The following is a 24,036-nucleotide window of genomic DNA, read 5'->3' on the forward strand; positions in this document are numbered from 1 at the left end:
AGGTATAGAAAAGATGCAGCTCTTTCCCTGCCCCTTCTGCGGGCCGCGCGAAGAAAGTGAGTTTCACTATGGCGGCGAGGCCGGCAATCTGAGGCCGGACGGCAGCGATGTAACCGCCGAGCGCTGGGCCGGCTATCTCCACATGCGCGACAATCCGAAGGGGCCGACCCGGGAGATCTGGGTGCATCTGACTTGCGGCGAGTTCTTCGCCATGAGCCGCGACAGCGTCAATCACAAGGTGTCGGGCTCTTCCGTGCTCGGCGAAGCGGAGCACGGCGCATGAGCGCTTCCCGTCTCACCACCGGTGGCAGCGACATCGATCGCGCTCGCCCGCTGAGCTTCACCTTCGACGGCAGGCGCGTCGAAGGCTTCGCTGGCGACACGATCGCCTCCGCCTTGCTGGCGAGTGGACGTACCGTCGTCGGCCGCAGTTTCAAATATCACCGCCCGCGCGGCATCTGGGGCTCCGGCGTCGAGGAGCCCAACGCGCTGGTCGATGTCGAGAGCGCGGTCGGCCGTGTGCCGAATGCGCGCGCGACGACCGTGCAGGCCGTCGACGGCATCAAGGTCAGGAGCGTCAACGCTTCGCCGACAGCTGAGAGCGACCGCAACGCGGTTCTGGATCGCTTCGCGCGCTTCCTGCCCGCCGCCTTCTACTACAAGACCTTCATGTGGCCGGACTGGCACCTGTTCGAGCCGCGCATCCGCGCCATGGCGGGACTTGGCATCGTCGATCCAGACTGGAAGCCGCGCCAGGTCTCCGACCAGATCAACCATCATTGCGACGTCCTGGTGGTCGGCGCCGGGCCTGCCGGCCTTGCCGCGGCAGCCAGCGCGGCGGCGGCAGGACATTCAGTTGTCCTGGTCGACGACAGGACGCATCCGGGCGGATCGTTGCGCCACCGCGCCGGCGAAGTCGACGGCGTCGAGGGCAGGGCGTGGGTCGAGGCGACAGTTGCCGGGCTGAAGAGCGGTGGTCAGCTCGTGCTCAGCGACACAACCGCCTTCGGCCTCTACGACCACAATCTGGTCGCGCTCAACCAGCGGCATACCGACGGCAGGCCGGACACGCTTTGGCGCGTGCGGCCGCGCCGCATCGTGCTGGCGACGGGCGCGATCGAGCGGCCCGTGCCGTTCGCCAACAACGACCTTCCGGGGATATTGTCCGCCGATGCAGCGCTTGCCTATCTGCGCCGGCATGGCGTGCTTGTCGGCCGCGAAATCGTGGTCGCGACCAACAACGACAGCGCCTATGAGCCTGCCTCGGCGCTCGCTGCGGCCGGCGCTTCGGTAACGGTGGTCGATTGCCGGCGCGACGGCGGTGCTCAAGGAAAAGAAGGTGTTCGAGTCCTGGCCGGCCGGACGGTAGTCGGCGCGCGCGGGCGCAATGCCGTCCAGGGCGTCCTGCTCGACGACGGCACGACGCTTGCCGCCGATTGCGTCCTCGTCTCCGGCGGCTGGACACCCACCGTGCATTTGTTCTCGCAGGCGAAAGGCAAGCTCGCCTGGAGCGATCAACTGGCGGCGTTCGTCCCCGGAGAAGCTGTCGAAGGGATTGGCGTTGCCGGCGCCGTCGCCGGCACGGTCTCGCTTTCTGACGCCTTGGCCAGCGGCGCCGCTGCCCCCGGCACCTTCGGTTCGCCATCGCTGGCGCCTCGCGGCACGGGAGCGGAAGCGACACTCGGCGTCGCCAGCCTGTGGCCGAAACCCAAGGCCAAGGGCCGCGTCTGGATCGACTACCAGAGCGACGTCACCGCCAAGGACGTCGAGCTCGCGGCGCGGGAGAACTTCGTCTCGGTCGAGCACCTGAAGCGCTACACCACGCTTGGCATGGCGACCGACCAGGGCAAGACCTCGAACCTGAACGGCCTGGCGCTGCTGGCGGACATCACCGGGCGCGGCATCCCGGACGTCGGCACCACGACCTACCGGCCGCCATTCACGCCCGTTCCGTTCGCCAGCCTGGCCGGAGCGCGCCGGGGTAGCATGCACGCCCCGGTCCGCCGCCTGCCGCTGGAAGCAAACCACCGCGCCGCAAAAGGGGTGTTCCAGGAATATGGCGGTTGGCTGAGGCCTGCCTATTATGGTGGCGGGGAAGCAGGCGCCTCGATCCAGGAGGAGGCGCGGCGGGCCCGGCAGTCGGTCGCGCTCTTTGACGGCTCGACGCTGGGCAAGATCGAAGTGATCGGCCCGCGCGCGGCCGAGTTTGTCGACTTCATCTATTACAACACCATGTCGACCCTGAAGCCGGGCCATTGCCGCTACGGCTTCATGCTGTCGGAAAACGGCGTCGTCTTCGATGACGGAGTCCTGGTCCGCCTGGACGAGCACCGCTTCATCGTCTCCTGCTCGTCGTCGCATGTCGCCGCCGTCCACGCGCGCCTCGAAGAATGGCGGCATGACCGCTTCGGCCGCGACGCGGTCTATATCCACAACGCCACCGCGCAATACGCGACCTTGACCGTTTCGGGTCCGAATGCGCGCCAGGTCGTGGAAGCGCTTGATCTGGGCGCAGCACTCGATGATGCCAGCCTGCCGCATATGGCGATCGCCGCCGGCCGTTTTGCCGGCGACGAGGTGCGCATCGCGCGTGTCTCCTTCACCGGCGACCGCAGTTACGAGATTTCCATCCGCGCCGATCGGGCCGAGGCGTTGTGGACAAGGATGCAGCAGGAGGGCCGCGCCTTCGACGCCGTGCTGCTCGGGCTTGAATCGCTGATGATCCTGCGCGCCGAGAAGGGATACATCGTCATCGGCAAGGATACCGACGGAACCACCATGCCGCACGATCTGGGCGTCGCCGGACCACGCACCAAACGCGCCAACGAGTTCGTCGGCCGGCGTTCGCTGTTCACCGAAGCGGGGAACAGCACGGACCGCAACCAGCTCGTCGGCCTTGCGCTGCGCGAAGGCGAAGCGCCGTTGGCGACCGGCGCGCATGGCGTGGAGAAGCGCGAGGGCCGGCCGAGAAGCATCGGCTTCGTCACTTCCAGCTATCAGAGCCCGACCCTGGGGCGCCCTGTTGCGCTCGCGCTCATCGAACGGGGCGCGGCGCGGCATGGCGAGACGATCGACGTTCAACATCTGGGTGTCGTGCGCCAGGCGACGATCGTCGCGCCTTGCGCCTTCGATCCGGAAGGGAGGCGGCTCCATGCGTAACCTTGCCGAAAAGTGGCCGGCGGCACCCGACTTCGCCACTGCGGCGCTGAACAAGGATGGCGTGACCGTGCGGACACTTGGCGGGCTGAGCCAGCTTCTGGTCAGCGGCGACCTTGCTGCCTGGTCGAAGGTTTCGGGGCTCGCCGGCGACGGTGTTGGCGCCGGCGCGATCGCCAGTGGCGACAAATACATGGTGCGGGTTGCGCGCGACCGCGTTCTTGCGGTCGGCGTGCAGCCGTTCCCCATTGCTGCCGGCTGGCACGCGGCCGGTTTCGCGGTTTCGGTCATGGATGACGGACTGCATGTGTTCGAGATCGAGGGGCCGGACCTGGATCGCCTGATCGCCATGGGGACGGCGCTTGATCTGGCAGCGGCAAGCCGCTCGGCGTCGATCCTTTTCGCCGGCGTCAGCGTCCTTTTCTACCGGTTCGGCAACTCCGATCGGGCGCGTCTCCATGTCGACCGGGGTCTTGCCCCGTATCTCTGGGAATGGCTTGAACAGGCGCAAGTGTTGTAGCGGCATGGTTTCAGGTCTATCTAGCCGGCGTTCAATCTTGGCCGGTCCGCTATGTTCTCCGATTCCAATGCTGATGAAGTCGTGCGGCGGTCCGGTCTGATCGGCAACACCAAGGTGACGCGCGAGGACTGGATGAACCTCGCGCTGGAGACGCTGATCTCCGAAGGCGTGGAAGCGGTGCGTGTTCTCGCGCTCGGGCTGAAGCTGAACGTCTCCCGTTCCAGTTTCTACTGGTACTTCAAGAGCCGCCAGGACCTGCTCGACCAGTTGCTGGATTATTGGCGCAACAACAACACGCGGTTCATCGTCGAGCAGGCCGGTAGGCCGGCTGCGTCGATCACGCAGGCGGTGCTCAATGTCTTCGAGTGCTGGCTGGATGAATCGCTGTTCAATCCGCGGCTGGACTTCGCCGTGCGCGCCTGGTCGCGCCAGTCGGCAAAAGTGCATCGGATCGTCAACGAGGAGGACGATACGCGGGTCGACGCCATCCGCGCGATGTTCTCGCGGCACGGCTATGCGGACACGGAAGCGTTCGTGCGGGCGCGCGTGCTCTACTTCACCCAGATCGGCTATTACTCGCTCGAGATCGTCGAGCCGGTGAGCAACCGTCTTTTCCTGACGCCGGCCTACCTGCTCACGCACACCGGTAAGGAACCGCGCGCAGGGGAGGTCGAGGCCTTCGCCGAAAAGATGCTGCTGAAAAGCCCCGGCTGACCAGCCCCGCCATTCGCGATCACATCAATTCAGGTCGCGGGGAAATTCCTTGACCTCCTCGCGGTCGACCACGACCTCGTCACCGGCGCGCGCGACGAGATGTGTTTCCATGCGCCAGACATCGCGCAATGCGCGCACCGTGGCGGAGACCGAAACATGGGCGTTCCAGTCGCCGCGCGCGTAGGTCTTGTCCCAGGTCACGGTCCCGCGCGCCGAATTCGGATCGTCCGGATGGACAATGAAGATCTCGGTCTGTCTCTGCGTCAGAGTCATGCCGGTGTGCGGATGGCGCACCGTTCCCGCGTCGCTGATGATGGTGTAGGTGGCCTCGCCGGTGATCTGGTTCGTGGTCACCTCGCGCCGGAAAGGCTCACCCGCCTTGATCACGTCCTGCGCCATCGGCGCGGCGCTTTCCGGCCCCTTGAATGCCGCGAGCGTCTTATCCAACGGCTGCGGCTTTCGTACCGGCAGGATCAGCCTGCTGCCGGCGCAATGGATCGACAGCGTCGCGTTCTCCGGCCCCGGGAAGACGATCGGCCAATGCCCGGTGGCGATGGCGAGCCGGATGCGCTGGCCTTTCTCGAAGCGCTGGCCGCAGCAGCGCAATTTGAAGCGCACCGTCTCGGCTTTGCCCGGTGTCATCGGCTTGAGATCGAGATCGTCATGCCGATGCGTGAGGTTGAGGATGCCGTAGCTGATGCGCGAGGCCCCGCCATCTTCCAGCACCAATGATAGGGTCGCGGAGATCAGCGCGACCGGCTTGTCCAAGGCGAGCTTCACCTCGAATTCCGGGAAGCCGAGGATCTCCAAGGCTTCCTCCAGCGGCTCGGTCTCGAAGACGAGCGCGTTGCCGGCTTCCATGCGCTGGTCGACCGGCAAGGTCGGCAGCACGCCGTAGCCGCACCACGCGCCAGAGGAGAGCCCCGCCGTCATTGGCGAACGGATCGTCAGCACGTCGTCGCTGCCGGCGTCTTCGGCAAGTTTGCCGGGCGAGAGCGCGAGCGTATGTTCGCCGATGCCGGGACCCGGCCAGGACGGTTCCGCCACCCAGCGCCCGGGGCGCTCGTCATAGATCGCGGCCGGGGGCGCCGGGTCCTGCATCCAGGCGCGCAGCATGGGTTCGTCGGCGATACCGGTGTCGATGCCCTTGAGATATTGGTCCCACCAGCGCAGGCATTCCTGGAGAAAGCCCATGCGCGGCCCCGGCATGGCGAAATGCGGATATTTATGGCCCCACGGGCCGATCAGTCCCTTGCGCACACCCGGCAGGTGTTCAAGCATGCGGAAGATCGGGTTCGGGTAGCCGTCCGCCCAGCCGCCGACGGCGTAGACCGGGATCTCGACGTCGGAATAATCCTCGCAGATCGAGCCGTGCTTGTAGAAGTCGTCGCGGCGCTGATGCTCGAACCAGTCCTGCATCCAGATGCCGTTGCCGTCGAGGCGCCCCTCCCACATCTCGCGCCAGCGGTCGCCGACGATCAGCGGATCGGGCGGCGTCATGGCGATCGCCCAGGCAGTGGTGCCCCACATCAGGTTGTCGCACATCTGCGCGCCGCCGAGATAGTGGACGTCGTCGTTGTAGCGGTCGTCGGTGGAGCAGAGCGAGATGACCGCCTTCAGCGCCGGCGGGCGACGGGCCGCGACCTGGAGCCCGTTGAAACCGCCCCAGCTGATGCCGATCATGCCGACCGTGCCCGAGCACCAGGGCTGCTTCGCCAGCCATTCGATGACAGCGAGGCAATCGTCCTGTTCCTGCTTCAGATACTCGCCCTTGCAGACGCCTTCGCTGTCGCCGGTGCCGCGCATGTCGACACGCACGCCGGCATAGCCGTGGCCGGCGAAATAGGGATGGGTGAGCGCGTCGCGCTCCACCGTCCCGTCGCGCTTGCGGTAGGGCAGGTATTCGAGGATGGCCGGCACCGGGTCGGCCTCGGCGTCCTCCGGGAGCCAGATGCGCGCGGCGAGCTTCACGCCGTCCGGCATCGGGATCCACAGGTTCTCGATCTCACGGACCTTGCGCGGGAAATCGGTGACCACGCGGATGTCTTTCATCGGACGGACCTCCTTTAACTTGCGGCGATTGCCTCGACGGCGTGCGGGCCGCCATTGAGCGGGAAGTGACAGGTGAGCCGGCTCGAGCCGACCGCGGACGGGGCGGGCGCCTGCGTCGTGCAGATGTCTTGCGCGAACGGGCAGCGTGTGTGGAACTCGCATCCCGAGGGCCTGTCGAGCAGCGAGGGCACCTCGGCCGGCAGCGCGATGCGGTTATGCACCTTGTCCGGATCGGGCTCAGGGTTCGCGGAAAGCAGCGCCGCCGTGTAGGGATGATGCGGCGCCCGGAAAATCGCCTCGGTCTCGCCTTCCTCGACGAAGCGCCCGAGATACATCACCGCCATCCGGTCGGCGATCTGGCGCACGACGTGCAGATTGTGCGTGATGATGAGCATCGACAGGCCCATACGGTCGCGCAGGTCGTTGAGCAGGTTGAGCACCTCGCCCTGGATCGACACGTCGAGCCCGGCTGTCGGTTCATCGGCGATGATCAGCTCCGGGTCGAGCGCGACGGCTCTTGCGACGCCAACCCGGCGCGCTTGGCCGCCGGAGAGCTGGTGCGGATAGCGGTCGGCGAAATCGCGCGGAAGCCCGACCAGGGCGAGCAGGCGCTCGACCTCGGCTTCGAGGCTGCGGCCGGACAGGCCGTGGATGGCGAACGGCTCCGCGAGCAGCGAACGAACGCTGAGGCGCGGTGACAGTGAGCCGACCGGGTCCTGGAACATCATCGACATCTTGCGCCGCAACGGCTTCCAGTCCTTCTTCGGCAGGTCGCGCAACTCGCGGCCCTCGAAGCGGATCGAGCCGCCCGCGGCCGGCTGCAGCCCGTCGACGGCGCGGGCCAGCGTGGTCTTGCCCGATCCGGATTCGCCGACCAGCGCAAGCGTCTGGCCGCGCTCCAGCGTGAAGCCGACACCGGAGACGGCTTCGATTTCGGTTCGCCGGCCGGTGAGCGCGCTCATCATGCCGCCGATGCGGAAGCGCACCCGAAGATCGGAAACGGAAAGCAGGGGCTCTGTCGTCATGCGGCCGCTCCGGCCGTCTCGTCGGTGTGCCAGCACCGCGCGACATGAGACGCGCTCAGCGCGGCATCGGGGGGCATCTTTGAGCAGGTATCGTCCGCGAGCTCGCAGCGTGACTGGAAAACGCAGCCCTTCGGACGGTTGCGAAGGTCCGGCAGCGTGCCGGGAATGGTGGGCAGCCGCGGCTCGCGGCGCGAGAGCCTTGCCGGATCGCAGTCGAGCAGCTTCTTCGTGTAGGGATGGCGTGGATTGTGGAAGATGTCGCGGGTCGAGCCGCGTTCGACCACTTCGCCGGCATACATGACGATCATCTCGTCGCACAGCTCGGCGATGACGCCGAGATGATGCGAGATGAACAGGACGGAGCAGCCGATCTGCTTCTGCAGGTCCTTGAGCAGCTCGATGATGGCGACTTCGAGCGTGGCGTCGAGCGCCGTCGTCGGCTCGTCAGCGATCAGCAGCGAGGGCCGCATCAGCAGCGCCATGGCGATCGCGATGCGCTGCTTCATGCCGCCCGAGAATTCGTGCGGAAACTGCGCCAGCCGGCGCTCGGGATCGGGAATGCGGACCTTGCGCAGCATCTCGACGGAGAGCGCGTCCTTTTCCTTGCGCGACAGCCCGGAGCGGTACTGAATGTCGCGCATCTGCTTGCCCACGGAAAGCACCGGGTTCAGCGCCCCCATCGGGTCCTGGAAGACGGTTGCGATCTTCTGGCCGCGCAGCGCCCGCATGCCATTGCCGTCGAGATGGACGAGGTCGCTTTTGCCCTCGAACAGGATCTGGCCTGCCGTGACCGCGCCATTGTCGGCGAGCAGGCCGAGAACGGCATTGATCAATGTCGATTTTCCGCAGCCCGACTCGCCGACCACGCCGACGATCCGGTTCGCCGGCACCGCGAGGCTCACCTTGCGCAGCGCCTGCAATGTGCCGGCTTCGGTGGCGAAGTCGACGCTGAGGTCCTTGATGTCGAGGACGGTCATTCGCGCCTCTTCAGCCGGGGGTCGAAAACGTCGCGCAAGGTCTCGCCGAGGAAGGTGAAACCGAGCGTGGTGAGGATGATCGGCAAGCCGCCGGCGACCACGATCCAGTAGGAATCGCGGATGTTGACGAAGCCGTCGTTCAGGATCGAGCCCCAGCTTGGCAGAGGCGGCCTGACGCCGAGGCCGAGGAAGCTCAGGCCCGCCTCGATCGCCACGACGACCGGGATGTCCATCGAGGCGAGGATGAGGATCGGGCCGATGACGTTGGGCAATATGTGGACGGTGAGGATGCGCGCGGTGCTCGCGCCCATCGAGCGCGCCGCCATCACATGCTCTGCGGATTTCAGGACCAGCGTCTGTGTCCTGATGATGCGGGCGTAGCCCGGCACGTTGACCAGCACGACCACGATCAGCACCGCAAGCAGCGACGGTCCGGTCAGCGTGACCAGCGTGAGCGCCAGCATCACGGTCGGGAAGCTCTTGATGGCATCGAAGAGCAGGAGCATCAGATTGTCGAGCCAGCGTGGGCCATAGCCGGCGATGAGCCCGAGCACGATGCCACCGATGAGCGACAGTCCGGTCGCGCCAAGGGCAATGGCCAGCGCGATGCGGCCGCCATGGAGCACACGAGAGAACAGGTCGCGTCCCAGATGATCCGTGCCGAGCAGGTGCTGCAGGCTTGCGGGCGCGAAGCGCTCGGCGGGGGCGAGTTTCGTCGGTGGATAGCTGGCAAGCACATCGGCGAAGAGAGCCGAGAGAACGACGATCACGACCAGCGTGAGACCGAACGCGCCAAGCGGCTCGCGAAGGATGCGCCGAAGCACGCGGCCGATCTTGGCGGCGCGCTGCCGTGAGGGCCTGTCAATTAAGACTTGTTCTGACACGGGGGTCCAACGCACCAATGAGGATGTCGGCGAGAGCGTTCACGACGACGAAGAAAGCGGTCGTCACCAGCACGGCGCCGGTGACGACCGGATAATTGCGCACCGAGATCGCCTCATAGACCAGCTTGCCGATGCCGGGGCGGGCAAAGACGATCTCGGCGAAGACGGCGGAAGACACCATATTGCCGATGCCGACGCCGAGCAGCGTGACGGTCGGCAGGATGGCGATGCGCAAGGCATAGGAATAGGTGATGCGCCGGTCGGTCAGGCCGAAAGCGCGCGCGGTGCGGATGTGGCTGGCTTCCAGTGTCTCCAGCATGGAAGCGCGCACCATGCGCGCGATGTAGCCGACCCAGCCGACGCCGATCGCGAGCGAGGGCAGGGCAAGATGTTTGAGCTGGCTGGCGAGATTGCCGGGCTCGCCGGCGCCGATGGCCGGTAGCCACTGCAGGGCGACGGCGAAGATCAGCAGGGAATAGATCGCGATGACGAAGGACGGCACCGCGATCACCGCGACCGACAGGACGCCGATGACGCGGTCGACGAAGCCGCCGCGCCGCACCGCCGCGATGCAGCCCAGCGGAATGCCGAGCAGCACGGACCATGAGATCGCGCCCGCGATCAGCGCCAGGGTGTAGGGCAGTTGCTCGAACACGACGTCGATCACCGGCCGCCCGGACAGCACCTCGGTGCCAAGGTCGCCGCGCAGCGCGGAGAAATAGAACCGGAAGAACTGGATCCAGATCGGCTGGTCCAGCCCCATGCGGCTGCGCAGGGCTTGGACCATCTCGGGCGTGGCGCGCGGGCCGAGCGCCACGGATGCCGGATCGCCCGGGATCACATAGATCATGGCGAACAGCATCACCATCGCGACGCTCACGATGATGATGCCCAGGCCTAGTCGTTTCAGCGCATAGCGGAGCATCTCAGGAGCCGGCCGATCCGCCCCGCGCCGTGCCGTCGTCTTGCATCACGTCAGGCAGGCTTGAAGTCCGCGAAGCACGGCTCGCCATTCGGCTTGAGGGCGGCCGCCACGCTCTTGCGATACATCACGCCGGTGACCTCGTGCGTGAGGAAGACGTAGCAGCCGCTCTTCTCCATCAGGTCCTGCATCTTCTTGTACATGACGTCGCGCTTGGCCGGGTCGAGCTCGATCTTGCCCTCGGTGACCAGCTTGTCGAATTCAGCGCTGCTGAACTGCTCCCAGTTCCACTCGCCGATCTGGCTGGTCGTGTACCACTCCGTCGCCCAGCTCGGATCAGGCTGCATCGAGAAGCGCGACAGCACCATCTGGAGCTTCTTGTAATAGGGGTTTTGCTTCGACCCCAGCGTCCAGAACGTGCCGCTGTCGTTCTGCTTGATCTCGACGTTGATGCCGATGTCCTGCAGGTTCGCCTGCACCACCTGCGCAGCCGACAGGCGTTCCGCCTTGTTGAGGATGTCAAGCGTGACGGTCACGCCGCTGGCGCCGGCTTTGTTGACCAGCTCGCGCGCCTTGTCGGGATCGTATTCGTAGAGGTTCTTCTCGCGATGGCCGACGAGCCCAGGCGCGATGATGCCGGTGGAGGTGGCGGCGGCGCCGAAATAGGCCGCGTCCACCACCGCCTTGCGGTCGACGCCGTACTGGACGGCGCGGCGAAGGTCCGGATTGTCGAAAGGCGCCGCGATCTGGTTCATGCCGAGCCAGACGAAGGCGAGCGATGGCTTCTCGACCACGACGGTGTCGGCCGGCGGCGTTTCCTTCAGCCGCTTGATCGAGGATACGGACGTCCAGGTATAGTCGAGATCGCCCGCCTCATAGCCGAGCTCCGCGGTCTTTTCGTCCTCGATCGGATGGACATGGATCTCGTCGTAGCCGCCCTGCTCGTATTTCCAGTCCGGGTTGCGCACGAGCACGGTGCGCTGCTTGGGCGTCCATTCCTTGAGCAGATAGGGGCCCGACTGCGCCACGGGCTTCACGCCGAGCTTGCCGCCAGCTTCGGTCACGGCGCGCTTGGACAGGATGGTGCTCGACGGCGTCGGCAAGGTCGAGGTCCACAACGGTGCGAACGCCTTGTTCAGATGGATGATGCCCGAGAGCTTGTCCTTGACCTCGACTTCCTTGAGCGTCGCCCAGTCGCCCGCATAAGGGGATTTGTTGGCGGGATCGGCCAGGCGCTCGATCGAGAACTTCACGTCCTCCGCCGTCATCTGGCCGAAGCCGTCGGTAAAGCCGATATTGTCGCGCAGCTTGAAGGCGATGGTCAGCGGATCGAGCTGCTCGATCTTCTCCACCGCCATCGGCTTCCAGCCCCAGCTGTCGCCCGGCGTGGCGACGACCAGGCCCGCGAAAATGACATTAGTGATGTCGCCTTCGGGCGCGGCAAGCCGAAAGGCCGGATCGAGCGTCTGGATATCGCCATATGAGCGCACCTTGAGGACGGAGCCCGCCGCCTGGGAGCGCTTAGTGGAATAGATCAGCGAGGCCAGGCCGAGCGCCCCGGCGCCGGCCAGCACCCCACGGCGCGTCATGTTGATGTTCGCGGTCTTGATCATTGCACTACCCCTCTTGCTTATGATGCCGGCGCCAGCTCGGCCGCGGGGGACCCCTCCAAAGGTCCCAATTTCGCTCAGCCTGCCCCGGCTATACACTTATGTCTAGTGAAAAAAATACATCATATATCGTCGAACCGGATACCTTTTCCGGTTATCGGCGATCGACGCGACGGTCGTTCCGATCGCTATTTCCAGATCTCGCGCGCCAGCCGCATGAAGTTGCCGCCCATCACATCGCGAACGGTGCGTTCCGGCTGGCCGCGTCGCAGCAGGACCTCGATGAGTTCCTGCGTCTGGCCCGGAGTGGAATAGGTCGTCTTGCCTTCGGGATATTCGTTCTTCGGCCAGAAATGCGGATTGCTGGAGATGATGTCCTCGATGCCTTCGACCTCGACCGGGAAAGCGTAATCGAGCCCGATGCCGACATGGCGTGGACCGGCGAGGTCGATTAGATATTCGACGTGGTCGGCCAGCCGTTCGGAGTCGGTGCGGCCCTCGCCGAGGAAGCGGTTGAGGCCGACGACGCCGATGATGCCGCCGGTTCGGGCGCAGGCCTTGATCTGCTCGTCGGTGATGTTGCGCCCATGGGCGCAGAGCGCCTTCGGATTGGAGTGCGAGAAGATCACCGGCCGGTCGGTATATTCCATCACGTCCATCGTGGTGCGATAGCCTGTGTGGCTGACGTCCACGAACATGCCGAGACGGTTCATCTCGTCGATCACCTGCCGGCCGAAAGCGGTGAGGCCCGTGTCATCGTCGTGGCACCCGCCGCCTGCGAGGTTGTTGCGGTTATAGGCGAACAGCATCTGCCGCACGCCGAGGTGATGGTAGAACTCGACCATTTCGATCCGGCCGTTCAGCGCGTTCATGCCCTCGATATCGAAGGTGACCGCAAGCTTGCCTTGCGCCTTCGCGGCGAGGATTTCATCGGTCGACGAGACGAGCGCGTAGTCGGCTGGGCGCGCCAGGATCCAGTGCCGGAAATAGGCAAGTGTGGCGACGGTCTTTTCCCAGGGCAGGAGATCGAAGCCGACATCGATGGAAAGATAGTCGACGCCTGCGTCGCGCCAGATCCGCAGATTGTTCAGGTCCGCGGCGGGGTCGGGCATGAAGCCGGAATGCGCATCCCAGATGACTTCGCTCTTCAGGATCGACTGGACTCTGTCGTCAAGGCTCATCGCGTCTGTGTCCAAATTTGTTTCGTCGCCTTCGAAATTTGCGCATTCCGATCGTGGCGGGTCAACCGCCCATCGGTCGCTGGTCCAATCTAATGTACACCGGTGTCTAGACAATGCGCCGGCTCTCGTTATGGTTGGGTCCGTGAGCTTGCCGTGGCGATCGCGCCCGGTAGAGCGCGGTGCTGGGAAGTCGAGATGAGCAGGGTGCGGAATTCCGGATCTGTGGTCGCGCCGGTCGCCGGCCGGATGTCCGGAGACTTCCGCTCCGCCGCGGAATTCGCCGAGGCACAAGGCTTCTACGCCGCCCTCTTCGGACCGGACGGGCACGTCTTCGCGGCCCGCTCTCTTTGCGGTCGCGCCTCCAACGATGCGATGTTCTTCATCGGCCAGAGCTTCGAGGGCGGCCTTGATAGCGCGCCGGTCAGCCGTCTCTACCAGGTGCGGCGCGGCGATCGATCGCCTCAACGGCTCAATGATGCGGAGACCAGGCAAATCGGTCTTTCGCCGGACGGACAGAGCCTGGCGGTCGCCTATGCCGGGGGAGAGGTGGGCGTCGACCGTATCGAGATCTGGTCTGCCGGCGAAGGCATCGCGGTGGCGGATGTGCCCGGCCGGATCGAGCTGATCGACTGGTCGCCCGACGGCCAGAAGCTGTTGCTGGTCGTCGCCGGCACCGGCGCTGACCTCGCCGGCATTCACGGCGGCTACGCGCAGAAGCAGAAGACGGATGCGCCCGCATGGCTGCCCGAAGTCGGCTGGGGCGAGGGTGAGGACCTTTGGCGCCGCATTTGGCTCTGGGATCTGAAGGGCCAGCCAACCGCGCTCACGTCGGTACCGGTCAATGTCTGGGAAGCGAGCTGGTGCGGACTGGATAGAATTGCTGCCGTGACCAGCGACGACCATGGCGAAGGCAGCTGGTATGCGGCGAAGCAGTCGCTCATCGACGCGAAGTCGGGATCGGCGACGCTTCTCCACACGCCGCGCGACCAGATCGGCGTTCCTCGCGGCTCGCCCGACGGTGCCCGCATCGCCTTCATCCAGGCTTTCTGCAGCGACCGCGGCCTCGTTGCCGGGCAGCTGTCGATCCTCGATCCGGCGAGCGGCGAGGTCGCGATCATCCCGACCAATGCGATCGACGTCACCTCGATCGAATGGCGTTCCGCCAACAGCATCCACCTGTCGGGCATCCGCGGCCACGAAACGGTCGTGGCCGACTACGATTTTTCCAGCGCGACGCTGACCGAGCTTTGGTCATCCACCGAGCTGACCTGCGGCGAGTGGGCGCCCGCCAGCGTGCCGGTGGGAGCCCGCGGCTCGCTCTTCGTCGGCGAAGCGTATGACCGGGCACCAATCCTTGCTGAAGTCGTCGACGGCGAGTTGCGGGAGATCGTCTCGCTTGCCGCATCCGATGCGCTTTCGACAATGTCCGGTCTGGGCAAGGCCGAGCCGTTCTCCTGGGCCGCCCCGGACGGGCTCGAAATCCAGGGATGGCTTGTTCGCCCGCCGGCCGCGACCGGGCCGACGCCGCTCCTGGTCGATATTCACGGTGGGCCGATCTCTTCCCATCGCAACCGCTGGATGGCGCGGACGCGTTCCGCGCCGCTGCTCGTCTCGCGCGGCTGGACGATCTTCTTCCCCAATCCAAGAGGCAGCACGGGGCGCGGCGACGCCTTCGCCCGTGCCGTGCAGGGCGATATGGGCGGCGCCGATGCCGACGACATTTTGAGCGGCATCGATGCGCTGGTGGAGAAAGGCCTTGTCGACCCGGACCGCGCCGCGATCACCGGCACGAGCTATGGCGGCTTCATGTCCGCATGGTTGCCGACGCGCAGCGTTCGCTTCGCCGCCGCCATCCCGATCTCGCCCGTCGGCGACTGGTACAGCCAGCATCGCACGACGCAGATACCGGAATTCGACGCGCTGATGCTGGAATCCTCGCCCTGGGAAGAGGGCGGCGCCTACTTTGCTCGCAGCCCCGCTTTCCACAGGCAGCGCAAGAGCGTGCCGACGCTGGTCATGGCCGGGGGCATCGACAAGAGCACGCCGCCCGGCCAGGCGCTGGAGTGCCATTTCGCTGCCCTGCGCTCGGGTTCGCCCAGCGCGCTCGCGACCTATCCGAACGCCGGCCATAGCCTGCGCGGTTATCCGGAATATATCGACACCGCCGCCCGCATCGTCTGGTGGCTTGACACCTATGTTGGCGGTTCTTCGACCGCGACGATCTAAGGAGGAAGAGAGATGCCGGCAGCAACCAACAGCAAGCATATCGTGGTCGTGGGTGGCGGCATCATCGGCTGCTCCACCGCCTACCACCTGCTGAAATCGGGCGTGAAGACCGTGACGCTGGTCGAGGCAACCGAGCCCGGCGCGGCAACGACCAGCGCCGGAGCCGGCTTCGTCTCGCATTGGTCGGCGGGCATGATCCCGGCCGGCGAGGAAGGCCTTCGCCTGCAGCAATACGGCCTCGACTTCTACCGGATGCTGAGCGAGCTGGGCACCGAGATCGGCTACCGGCCGAACGGCACGCTGATCATGGCGCTGACGCCGCAGGGACGCGAGGATTTCGTCATGCCGGTGCTCAGCTCGCCCTATGCGCCGAAGGAGATGCAGGATCTGAACGCCGCGCAGATCGGCGAGAAGATGGGCGGGCTGGTCGATCCGGCGAAAGTTCATTCCGGCGCCTACAACCCGCACGGCATTCAGGTCGACACCAAGCTCGCGCTCGGCGTGCTCGTCAACGAGATCAAGAAGCTCGGCGGCGTCGTGCGCGACAGGACCAAGGTTCGGAAGATCAACGACATTGGCGGCAAGGTCACGCTGGAAACCGACCGCGACGTCATCGAGGCCGATGGCGTGGTCGTGGCGGCGGGAGCCTGGAACAACGAGGTCCTCGCCAGCCTCGACTGGCACCTGCCGCTGCTGCGGGTGCTGGCCACGCGCGTGGTCACCGACGATCGAGGCTTGCCTTCAGCCCTGCCGACCATCCAGTGCCGTGAGCTGCGGCTTTGGCTGCGCGAGACCTTCGGCGCCATCATGTGGGGCACGGGCAGCCACTACACGCCGATGCATCGCCTTGAGGAGAGCGAGCCCGAACCCGGCCAGCCGCATAATCGTGAGCTGATGCAGTCCATGGTCGATCACCAGATGGAGAAGCTCCAGGAGGTCTTCCCGCCGCTGCGCGGCTCGAAGGTTGCGAACTGGTCGCAGGGCATTCCCTGCTATACGCCCGACGTCGGCTTGATGGTCGGGCATGTGCCGGGCCACGCGAACATCGTCGTCGTGGGTGGCGACAACGAGACCGGCGTCAGCCATGGGCCGGGTCTCGGCAGGCTGGCCACCGAGATCCTGCTGGACGCGCCGCGCTTCGTCGATCCTGCTCGGTTCAGGATCGACCGCTACGCGCGCGATGCCTTCCCGAGCGAGGTAGATGTCGAGGCCTCGATGCCCGCATGGAGCGCGCGCCACGGCGCCAGGCGTTTCGCCACCGCCGCGGAGTAAGCCAGAAGGTCAGCGCGCCGTTGCGCTGTCGAGCAGCGTTTGCGCCACCATCTGTTCGGTTGGCGTCGCCTTCGTTCGGGTGACGATGTAGAACGCGTCGGCATGGCGGCGCGGAGTCCTGGTCAGTTGCACCAGCTGCCCGAGCTTCAGCTGCTCCTCGACGAAGCCGGCCCAGGCGAGCGCCGCGCCGCGGCCGGCTATCGCCTCATGCATCATCGACAGATAGCTGGAGAATGTCGGACCGGGCAGGCTCCGGCCGGTGCCGATCCAGGATTTCCAATTGTCGATCGCATCTTCGGGAGCGGCGAGATGCAGCAGCGGCACGTCGAGAAAGGCTGCCGGATCCTCCGAGGCCAGAGCAGGGTGCCGTTCGAGGAAACCCGGCGAGCAGACGGGAAACCACTCTCCGTCGAACAGCTTGCGGGCGGCGAAGCCAGGCCAAAGCGCGGGACGTCCGAAGCGTATCGAGATCCCGACTTCCGGCCGGCCGAAATCGTCGGGATTGCTGGAGGTCAGCAGCGTGACACGGCCATGCGTGACGAGCGAGGTCACGAGGTCGAAGCGCGGCATCAGCCACGCCTGGACGAGGTCGTAGCCGCTGGCGATGACGAGGGAACCGCGATCGGCCTCCTGCAGCCGCGCGACGGCATCGCGGATCGTGCCCAGCCCGTCCCGTATCGATTCGGCCAGCGCCGCGCCGTTTTCGGTCAGCGAGACACGGTTGCCCTTGCGCGCCAAAAGATCGAGCGCCAGCCGCTTTTCTAGATTGGCGATGTGGCGCGACACGGCCGATTGCGCGATGGCAAGCTCCTCGGCGGCAGCCGTGAGGTTGCCGCGTCGCGCGGTCGCTTCGAAGGCGACCATCGCGTTGAGCAAGGGGAGCGAGGCTTTGAGGGTCTTCATCGACAGTAAGAGTATTCCATGACTTTTTGAGATGGAAGCCTGCCAAATCCATGGTTGATGAGAGCCGCAATCCGCTGCAACCCTGATCAAAAGGCATTAGCCAGCCTTGGAGCCCGCCCCCTGGAGTCTGCCATGTATGCAAACGACAAGATGTTGTCCGGTCTCGATCGCGCGCGCGTGGTGCGCCTGATCGACGAGCATCGCAAGGACTGGTCGCTGCAGCAGGCCTTCTATCTCGACCCGGACATCTTCGCGCTTGAGCGCGAATTGTGGTTCCCTAGCCAATGGGTGATCGTCGCCCATTTGAGCGAGGTGCCGGAGAAGGGCAGCTACATCATCCGCCAGTTGTTCGACGAGGAGATCATCATCGCCCGTCACGGCGATGGCGAGGATGACGTTGCCGCATACTACAACGTCTGCACCCATCGCGGCTCGCGCCTGTGCATCAAGGATGGCCGCGGCAAGCTGCTGGTCTGCCCCTATCATGCCTGGTCGTTCCGGCTGACCGGCGAGCTGCAGACCCGGCGCGACCTGCCCGAAGGCGTCGACGGCGACAGCCTCGGGCTGCACAAGGTGCCGACCAAGGTGATAGGCGGCCTGGTGATGTGCGGCCTCGATGCCTCCAGCCTGCCTGACATCGAGCCAGCGGCGGCAGGGCTGACCGACCTTCTGCGCGAGAACGGGGTCGCCGACGCGCGCATCGTCGCGCGCAAGAATTACCTGACCAAGGCGAACTGGAAGCTGGTGCTAGAGAATTTCCTCGAGTGCTACCACTGCCGCCCGGCCCACCCCGAATATTTCCGCGTCAACGGCCATGTGAAGGTGACCGCCATGCGCGACGACTACAACGCCGCTGAATGGAAGCAGGAGATCGATGCCTGGCACAGCGTCATCGGCGACGCCGAATTCCACAAAGGCGTGTGGGAGCCCGGCGACCTGGATAGGATGCCCTTCGCTATGCATCGCAAGCCGATCGGCTCGGGTCGTCTCACGCTCTCCGACGATGGCCAGCCGGTTTCGTGCCTTATGGGTGGACGCGGCAGGTTCGACGGCGGCGAAAACGGCTTCCGGATCGGCCGGCTTTCATTCCTCAGCGCGCCCAACGACTATCTGACCATGTTCCAGATGATCCCGCGCAGCGCCAACGAGACCGACGTGATCCTGACATGGCTGGTCGACAAGGACGCCGACGCGTCGATCGACGTCGACAAGATTTCGTGGATGTGGGACGTGACGACCGTTCAGGACAAGAAGATCACCGAAGACAACGCCGACGGGATCGCCTCGCGCGCCTATCGCCCCGGGCCTTATACGCCGCTGGAATCGCAGACCGCCTTTTTCATAGAGACCTATCTTTCGCAAATGCGCGCCCTGATCACCGGCGAGCGCAGGGACGGGGCCGAGGCCTGGGCTGCGCCGTCACAGCTCTACGCCTCGCCGGAGGCAGCCCGCGAAACGCGGAAATTTGGTCAAGCCGCATCGTAGGTGTTGTGGCCACGATCCAAGGTAGCGTGCTAAGAGTTCTGCAAATTCGCTGAGAGAGGGCGGTCATCGCAAACGTCGGAGCACCCGTCACCTGAACGCGGAGCTCTCCGTAATGAAAGTCGGCCAAATGTACCGGACCCGGCTAGCTCGCCGGGCGGAACGGCTTTGCCAGCGAGGCGGGGAAGTGCAGGGCAAGCATCTGGCGGTTGCGCGAGATCAGCACCAGCACCACGATCGTCGCCAGATAGGGCAGGGCCGACAGCAGCTCCGAGGGCCCGCGCATCACACAGATGCGACACACGGGCCTGCCGTTGTCGGCACTAGATCTGCTTTCGGCTCTGCCATCCTGCCGTCAAGGCATGGTCTTTCGCGGCTTGCGGGCCTTGAGCAAGGCGGCAGGGGCTGGTGCGCGCCAGACGACCTGATAGGCCTCCACCACATTAACGGCAGTAACACCAAGTCCAGGCAGAGCAATCCAGGGTGGCGGTTGCCGCTCGAGAAGACCGAGGATCGTCGCGATGCCGACCGCGACGCCTTGATCGTAAGGGAGCTGCGCGGCGATGCCCTTGATCAGGCCACCGGCGGCCAGGTCCGCCGCCACGTCATTGCCGAGGTCGACGGTGGTGATCGGGATCATCTTTCCCGCGTCGCGGATCGCGGCGATGGCGCCGGCCGCCGGTACGTCCCAAACAGCGAACAGGCCGGCCAGATCGGGATTTCCCTGCAGCAGGCCGGCGGTCGCGGCCCTGGCCTGCGTCACATCGGCGAATTTGCCGCGCACCAAGGACAGATCCGGACGATGCGTGGCCATCCACTTGCGGAAAGCGATCTCGCGCTCATGCGTGGCAAAGAAATCCACCCCATAGGCAAGAACGCCGACCGTGCCGCCCGGGGCTACGTGCCCTGCGAGCAGTTCCGCTCCAATCTGTCCGAGGCCGAAATTGTCGGTGGAAACGACGCTGACGTAATCCTTGCCCGGCAGCATGCCGGTCGGTGCATTGTCGAGCAGCAGAAGCTTCTTTCCCGCCTCCGCTATCGCGCGATGGGCATCGGCCGCCCTGGCGCTGCCGATCGGGATGGAAATGACGGCGTCCACCGGTTCAGTGGCGAGCCGTTGCAGTTCGGCGACCTGCCTGTCGACGTCGAAGGCGCAGTCGATGACCTCGACGACCGCCGCGCCGTAGCGGCCAAGAGTGGCGACAATGCCGGCGAGCTCCTCCTTGGCCCAGTCGCTTGCCGTGGTGTGAAGAACGACGGCCACTGAAAAGTTGCGTTTGCGAGCGGCATCGGCATCGGCGCCCGACAGCCCGACCTGATCGGCGGGAACCGCCCGTTCGCCATGCGGCCCTAGCCCGGTGATCGTCATTCCTCAATCCTCCCCAGGCGCCGGTGGCGTACCATCGCAGGTCCTACGCAAGCGAGCCGCCCGGCGGGCGCGGCTTGGCCGGCCGGGTAACGGTGTCGAGCGCGGCGCGTGCGAGAAAATCCTTGAATTCCGGGTGCTCGCACGGCGAGCCCAGCGTAATCCAGCCCTGCAGGAACCTGGGATCGAACAGCGCCTCGGCCACGACCTGCGCGGCCCCGACCAGCCCGGCCGAGCCGCCCATTTGCGAGCGCACGATCCGTAGGTCGCGTGTCACCACAGGATGCGACTGGCGATAAACCGCCTCGCGCACGGCCGCCAGCAGGATGTCCCCGGTCTCGGCAACCGCGCCGCCAAGCACGATCAGCGACGGGTTCAGCAGATTGGCCAGCGGCGCCAGCACTTCGCCAACGGCGCGGCCGCAGCGGCCGAGCAGGTCGATGCAGAAAGGGTCGCCCAGCTGCGCGCCATGGCCGGCATCGGTTACCGTGACTTCGCCGGTGCGTGCCAGGACACCGGCCAAATAGGGGCTGCGGCCGCTGTCAGCCGCCTGACGGGCCTCGCGTGTCAGCGCCTCGCTGCCGGCGATCGTTTCGAGGTTTCCACCCTCCACGAAAGTGTGGCCGATCATGCCGGCGGCGCCCTGCGCGCCACGGTGCAGCGCGCCTTCCGAGATGACGCCGGCGCTGATGGAACGTCCGAGCTTGACGAAAATCATGTCCGTCAGGCCGATGCCGCTTCCGGACTTCAGCTCGCCCATCGTCATTGTCTGGACGCCGCTTCGCACCCAGACGGGCGCGCCGACAAGCGTGGCCAATTGTTCGACAAAAGGAAATCCATCCCAGTTCTGGAACGCGGTCAGCGCCGGCGCGAACAGGCGCTGACCATCGGGTTTCTCGACGGCTCCAGGCACGGCAAGGCCGATGCCCCAGATGCCGCCTTCGCTGCCATGCTCCTCCAGCATCCAGGCAAACAACGTTGCCAGCCGCTGCACCACAGGTTCGGGTCCCGCCGCCAGCTCGACGGCCTCGTGATGTTCGGCCAGCAAACGTCCAGTCAGATCCGAGACGCCGACCGCCAGCGAGGAATGATCGAGCACGGCGGCAAGGATAATGCCCATGCGCGGGCGGAAGCGGACATGACGGGGCGCGCGTCCGCCGACGGCGAGACCCAGTTCGCCTTCCTCGATCAGCCCCAGCTTGAGAAGGGTGGCGAGGCGGTCGGTGACGACGGCGCGCCCCATTTCCGATTGGATTTCCAGTTCCTGGCGGGTCGTCGCCACGCCGCTTCGCACGAGATTGAGCAGCAGGGCCAGGCTGCCATGCGCGGATTCGCTGGCGCGCGGCCGGCCGGCGGCGCGGCGTGGCGCGGCCGCCTGCTCATCATTTGAGATGCTGCGTTCGTCCATGTCCTTGCCGCGCCTCATCTGCCGGATCCGCGGTGCCGCCTCGGTGGCCGTGGCCACTTCGCCATGGGTAACGTGACCCCATTTACGGATCAAGTAGGAACTTATGTCGTTTATCAACAAAAGTTTGCCGACTTTTGCATTTTAATAATTGACGAACGCCGAAAGGGGCGCATAAGTATGGTGAGGGCTCGGAGGAGGGCCGAGGTGGGCAGGCTCGGAAGGCCCCACCAAGCGGTGTCCTATTTTTCCTCCGGTCGACAATATCTGCCGCGTTGTTGGTCGCGGCCGCATGGGAGGATACGAGATGCCGGTCAAACTGGCCTATCATGCCAATTGCTGGGGTCCGCTTGGCGGCAATGCCGTCGGCGTCACCTCGATCACCCAGCTCACCTACCGCACTTTCGGCGACATGGAGCAGGCGATCCGCGATATCGGCGCGGCCGGCTATGTCGGAACGGAACTCTTCGACGGCAATCTCCTCGACTATGAAGGGCGCATCGGCGACTTGCGTGCCGTCCTGAACCAGTCGGGCGTCGCGCTCGTGGCCGGCTATTCAGGCGCCAATTTCATCTTCGACGATATCCTCGGCGAGGAACTGGCCCGCATCGAGCGCGCCGCGGCGGTGGCGGCTGAACTCGGGGCCGAGCATCTGGTGGTCGGCGGCGGCGCCAAGCGCGCCAATGGCCGGCAGGCCGACGATTTCAAGCGCCTCGGCGCGGCACTCGACAAGGTCATCGACATCGGGGCCAAGGCGGGCTTGCGCGCGCATTATCACCCGCATCTGTCGACCATTGTGGAAGGCCCCGAAGACGTGCGTGAGATCTTCAGGCACACGGCGATCGACTTCTGTCCGGACACCGCGCACCTGGCCGCCGCCGGCGGCGATCCGGCCGCGCAGATCCGCGAATTCAAGGACCGCGTCAGCTACGTGCATCTGAAAGGCTGGCAGCGCGACCCCTTCGCCTTCACGCCGCTCGATCGCGGTGACCTCGATATGGTGCCGATCGTCGAGGCGCTCAAGGACATCGGTTTTTCCGGCTGGATCACCACCGAACTCGATGCCTGGGCGGATCCCAGGCAAGGAGCAGCACTGAGCATGAACTACCTCAACAAGGCCATGGGGCCAAGTTAAGCAATCGGGCTTCGCGCCCGTCATCAGGGAGGAACCTAATGACACGTTTCAGGACAATGACCGCGGTCTTCACGACGGCGCTGCTGGCAACCAGTCTCTATGCCGCCGCGCCTGCCTTCGCCGACCCGGATTCGGCGCTGGCTGAACTGCAGAAGACGGTGCTTTCGAAGGGCCCGAACGGCGAGACGCCGGCATCGGCAGCCTCCGTCACGCTGACCGACGAGGAACTGGCAAAGATCAAGGACATGAAGGCCACTGCCGCGATCGTCATGCATTATGGCGGCAATGACTGGTCGAGGGCGCAGGTCGCCGGGCTCAAGGACCAGTTCGGCAAGATGGGCATCGAGGTGATCGCCACCACCGATGCCGGCTTCAAGCCGGAGAAGCAGGTCGCCGACCTCGAGACGGTGATGGCGCAGAACCCGAAGATCATCGTGTCCATCCCGACCGATCCGTCGGCCACGGCATCGGCCTACAAGGCCGCCACCGACAAGGGTGCCAAGCTGGTGTTCATGGACAACGTTCCGGCCGGCTTCGCCGCCGGCAAGGACTACGTCTCCGTGGTCTCCGCCGATAATTACGGCAACGGTGTCGCCGCCGCGCATCTGATGGCCAAGGCGCTGGGCGGCAAGGGCGAGATCGGCCTCGTCTTCCACGCCGCCGATTTCTTCGTCACCAAACAGCGCTATGACGGCTTCAAGAAGACGATCGCCGACAATTATCCCGACATCAAGATCGTCGCCGAGCAAGGCATTGGCGGGCCGGACTTCACCGGTGACGCCGAGAAGGCGGCTTCCGCGATCCTCACCTCCCACCCGACCATCAACGGCATCTGGGCGGTGTGGGACGTGCCGGCCGAAGGCGTGATCTCGGCCGCGCGCACCGCTGGTCGCGACGATCTCGTCATCACCACCTGCGATCTCGGCGAGAACGTCGCCATCAACATGGCAAGCGGCGGCTTCGTGAAGGGGCTGGGCGCCCAGCGTCCGTTCGACCAGGGCGTCACCGAAGCCAAGCTTGCCGGCTATGGCCTGCTCGGCAAGGAGGCGCCAGCCTTTGTCGCCCTGCCGGCGCTGCCGGTCACCAAGGACACGCTGCTGGAAGGCTGGAAGGCCGTGTACCACGCCGAGGCTACCGACAAGATCAAGGGCAGCATGTAGCGGCCCTGCGGCCGGCGAACTCCCCGCCGGCCGCCCCTTCTCAGTT

19 protein-coding genes and 1 pseudogene are annotated in these 24,036 nt (G+C 65.5%); 9 read left to right on the forward strand and 11 right to left on the reverse strand.

The features are described 5' to 3' along the window. Positions 1-13: 13 nt before the first annotated feature. The 4 genes from RFM41_RS22805 (at position 14) to RFM41_RS22820 (ending at position 4,390) form a co-directional block, all read left to right on the forward strand. The gene (locus RFM41_RS22805; RefSeq protein WP_320251138.1) at positions 14-283 is read left to right on the forward strand and encodes a sarcosine oxidase subunit delta; all 270 of its coding nucleotides are present in this window, start codon (positions 14-16) and stop codon (positions 281-283) included. Further along, positions 280-3,159: a sarcosine oxidase subunit alpha family protein gene (locus tag RFM41_RS22810; protein WP_320251136.1), complete on the forward strand. Its 2,880-nt coding sequence runs from the start codon at positions 280-282 to the stop codon at positions 3,157-3,159. Before RFM41_RS22805 ends, RFM41_RS22810 begins: the two co-directional genes overlap by 4 nt. After that, complete coding sequence (locus RFM41_RS22815; protein WP_320251135.1) at positions 3,152-3,676, forward strand: hypothetical protein; 525 nt, start codon at positions 3,152-3,154, stop codon at positions 3,674-3,676. Before RFM41_RS22810 ends, RFM41_RS22815 begins: the two co-directional genes overlap by 8 nt. Positions 3,677-3,757: 81 nt before the next feature. Beyond that, a complete protein-coding gene (locus RFM41_RS22820) occupies positions 3,758-4,390 on the forward strand; it encodes a TetR/AcrR family transcriptional regulator (RefSeq protein ID WP_320251134.1) in 633 nt (210 codons plus the stop codon). Positions 4,391-4,414: 24 nt separating this feature from the next. On the opposite strand, the gene RFM41_RS22825 is transcribed toward RFM41_RS22820, so the two are convergent. The 7 genes from RFM41_RS22825 to RFM41_RS22855 all read right to left on the reverse strand — a co-directional run bounded on the left by RFM41_RS22825 (position 4,415) and on the right by RFM41_RS22855 (position 13,041). Next, positions 4,415-6,442 carry a CocE/NonD family hydrolase gene (locus RFM41_RS22825; RefSeq protein ID WP_320251133.1) on the reverse strand — a complete coding sequence of 676 codons (2,028 nt, stop codon included), beginning with the start codon at positions 6,440-6,442 and terminating at the stop codon, positions 4,415-4,417. Positions 6,443-6,456: 14 nt separating this feature from the next. Further along, entirely contained in the window at positions 6,457-7,467 is a 1,011-nt protein-coding gene (locus RFM41_RS22830) for an ABC transporter ATP-binding protein (protein ID WP_320251132.1), read from the reverse strand. Beyond that, complete coding sequence (locus RFM41_RS22835) at positions 7,464-8,444, reverse strand: ABC transporter ATP-binding protein (RefSeq protein WP_320251131.1); 981 nt, start codon at positions 8,442-8,444, stop codon at positions 7,464-7,466. Before RFM41_RS22835 ends, RFM41_RS22830 begins: the two co-directional genes overlap by 4 nt. Further along, a complete protein-coding gene (locus tag RFM41_RS22840; RefSeq protein WP_320251130.1) occupies positions 8,441-9,268 on the reverse strand; it encodes an ABC transporter permease in 828 nt (275 codons plus the stop codon). Before RFM41_RS22840 ends, RFM41_RS22835 begins: the two co-directional genes overlap by 4 nt. 37 nt (positions 9,269-9,305) lie before the next feature. Next, positions 9,306-10,253 (reverse strand): ABC transporter permease, encoded by a 948-nt coding sequence (locus tag RFM41_RS22845; protein WP_320251128.1) that lies wholly within the window; start codon positions 10,251-10,253, stop codon positions 9,306-9,308. A 50-nt stretch (positions 10,254-10,303) separates the two neighbouring features. Further along, positions 10,304-11,863, reverse strand: a complete 1,560-nt coding sequence (locus RFM41_RS22850) for an ABC transporter substrate-binding protein (protein ID WP_320251126.1) — start codon at positions 11,861-11,863, stop codon at positions 10,304-10,306. Positions 11,864-12,048: 185 nt separating this feature from the next. Continuing rightward, positions 12,049-13,041 (reverse strand): dipeptidase, encoded by a 993-nt coding sequence (locus RFM41_RS22855; protein WP_320251124.1) that lies wholly within the window; start codon positions 13,039-13,041, stop codon positions 12,049-12,051. 195 nt (positions 13,042-13,236) lie between these two features. Here RFM41_RS22855 and RFM41_RS22860 point away from each other — a divergent pair, with 195 nt between their 5' ends. Together RFM41_RS22860 and RFM41_RS22865 are read left to right on the forward strand one after the other, a co-directional pair. After that, positions 13,237-15,267 (forward strand): S9 family peptidase, encoded by a 2,031-nt coding sequence (locus RFM41_RS22860; protein ID WP_320251122.1) that lies wholly within the window; start codon positions 13,237-13,239, stop codon positions 15,265-15,267. Between the two features lie 12 nt (positions 15,268-15,279). Further along, positions 15,280-16,539, forward strand: coding sequence for an NAD(P)/FAD-dependent oxidoreductase (locus RFM41_RS22865; protein ID WP_320251120.1), 1,260 nt, complete (start codon positions 15,280-15,282; stop codon positions 16,537-16,539). A gap of 9 nt (positions 16,540-16,548) precedes the next feature. On the opposite strand, the gene RFM41_RS22870 is transcribed toward RFM41_RS22865, so the two are convergent. Next, positions 16,549-17,442, reverse strand: a complete 894-nt coding sequence (locus tag RFM41_RS22870) for a LysR family transcriptional regulator (protein ID WP_320251119.1) — start codon at positions 17,440-17,442, stop codon at positions 16,549-16,551. A gap of 132 nt (positions 17,443-17,574) precedes the next feature. Here RFM41_RS22870 and RFM41_RS22875 point away from each other — a divergent pair, with 132 nt between their 5' ends. Beyond that, entirely contained in the window at positions 17,575-18,927 is a 1,353-nt protein-coding gene (locus tag RFM41_RS22875; protein WP_320251117.1) for an aromatic ring-hydroxylating oxygenase subunit alpha, read from the forward strand. 142 nt (positions 18,928-19,069) lie between these two features. Here RFM41_RS22875 and RFM41_RS22880 read toward each other — a convergent pair. The 3 genes and pseudogenes from RFM41_RS22880 to RFM41_RS22890 form a co-directional block, all read right to left on the reverse strand. Further along, a pseudogene (locus RFM41_RS22880) lies at positions 19,070-19,201 on the reverse strand (ABC transporter permease); the annotation flags it as partial. Between the two features lie 78 nt (positions 19,202-19,279). Then, entirely contained in the window at positions 19,280-20,293 is a 1,014-nt protein-coding gene (locus tag RFM41_RS22885; protein WP_320251116.1) for a substrate-binding domain-containing protein, read from the reverse strand. Between the two features lie 43 nt (positions 20,294-20,336). Then, positions 20,337-21,716 carry an ROK family protein gene (locus RFM41_RS22890; protein WP_320251114.1) on the reverse strand — a complete coding sequence of 460 codons (1,380 nt, stop codon included), beginning with the start codon at positions 21,714-21,716 and terminating at the stop codon, positions 20,337-20,339. Between the two features lie 286 nt (positions 21,717-22,002). Between RFM41_RS22890 and RFM41_RS22895 the strand changes: the two genes are divergently transcribed. Both RFM41_RS22895 and RFM41_RS22900 read left to right on the forward strand, forming a co-directional pair. Beyond that, positions 22,003-22,830 (forward strand): sugar phosphate isomerase/epimerase family protein, encoded by an 828-nt coding sequence (locus RFM41_RS22895; RefSeq protein WP_320251112.1) that lies wholly within the window; start codon positions 22,003-22,005, stop codon positions 22,828-22,830. A gap of 56 nt (positions 22,831-22,886) precedes the next feature. Next, a complete protein-coding gene (locus RFM41_RS22900; protein ID WP_430691551.1) occupies positions 22,887-23,990 on the forward strand; it encodes a substrate-binding domain-containing protein in 1,104 nt (367 codons plus the stop codon). The last annotated feature ends 46 nt before the right edge of the window (positions 23,991-24,036 follow it).

Source organism: Mesorhizobium vachelliae (assembly GCF_033977325.1).
Lineage (GTDB): Bacteria > Pseudomonadota > Alphaproteobacteria > Rhizobiales > Rhizobiaceae > Mesorhizobium > Mesorhizobium vachelliae.

Bases quoted from the DNA above. Each gene is read 5' to 3' on its own strand.
- RFM41_RS22875 (WP_320251117.1), top strand. From the start codon at position 17,575: ATGTATGCAAACGACAAGATGTTGTCCGGTCTCGATCGCGCGCGCGTG.
- RFM41_RS22870 (WP_320251119.1), bottom strand. From the start codon at position 17,442: ATGAAGACCCTCAAAGCCTCGCTCCCCTTGCTCAACGCGATGGTCGCC.
- RFM41_RS22890 (WP_320251114.1), bottom strand. From the start codon at position 21,716: ATGAGGCGCGGCAAGGACATGGACGAACGCAGCATCTCAAATGATGAG.
- RFM41_RS22845 (WP_320251128.1), bottom strand. From the start codon at position 10,253: ATGCTCCGCTATGCGCTGAAACGACTAGGCCTGGGCATCATCATCGTG.
- RFM41_RS22885 (WP_320251116.1), bottom strand. From the start codon at position 20,293: ATGACGATCACCGGGCTAGGGCCGCATGGCGAACGGGCGGTTCCCGCC.
- RFM41_RS22815 (WP_320251135.1), top strand. From the start codon at position 3,152: ATGCGTAACCTTGCCGAAAAGTGGCCGGCGGCACCCGACTTCGCCACT.
- RFM41_RS22860 (WP_320251122.1), top strand. From the start codon at position 13,237: ATGAGCAGGGTGCGGAATTCCGGATCTGTGGTCGCGCCGGTCGCCGGC.
- RFM41_RS22850 (WP_320251126.1), bottom strand. From the start codon at position 11,863: ATGATCAAGACCGCGAACATCAACATGACGCGCCGTGGGGTGCTGGCC.
- RFM41_RS22835 (WP_320251131.1), bottom strand. From the start codon at position 8,444: ATGACCGTCCTCGACATCAAGGACCTCAGCGTCGACTTCGCCACCGAA.
- RFM41_RS22855 (WP_320251124.1), bottom strand. From the start codon at position 13,041: ATGAGCCTTGACGACAGAGTCCAGTCGATCCTGAAGAGCGAAGTCATC.
- RFM41_RS22810 (WP_320251136.1), top strand. From the start codon at position 280: ATGAGCGCTTCCCGTCTCACCACCGGTGGCAGCGACATCGATCGCGCT.
- RFM41_RS22895 (WP_320251112.1), top strand. From the start codon at position 22,003: ATGCCGGTCAAACTGGCCTATCATGCCAATTGCTGGGGTCCGCTTGGC.
- RFM41_RS22830 (WP_320251132.1), bottom strand. From the start codon at position 7,467: ATGACGACAGAGCCCCTGCTTTCCGTTTCCGATCTTCGGGTGCGCTTC.
- RFM41_RS22865 (WP_320251120.1), top strand. From the start codon at position 15,280: ATGCCGGCAGCAACCAACAGCAAGCATATCGTGGTCGTGGGTGGCGGC.
- RFM41_RS22900 (WP_430691551.1), top strand. From the start codon at position 22,887: ATGACCGCGGTCTTCACGACGGCGCTGCTGGCAACCAGTCTCTATGCC.
- RFM41_RS22805 (WP_320251138.1), top strand. From the start codon at position 14: ATGCAGCTCTTTCCCTGCCCCTTCTGCGGGCCGCGCGAAGAAAGTGAG.
- RFM41_RS22825 (WP_320251133.1), bottom strand. From the start codon at position 6,442: ATGAAAGACATCCGCGTGGTCACCGATTTCCCGCGCAAGGTCCGTGAG.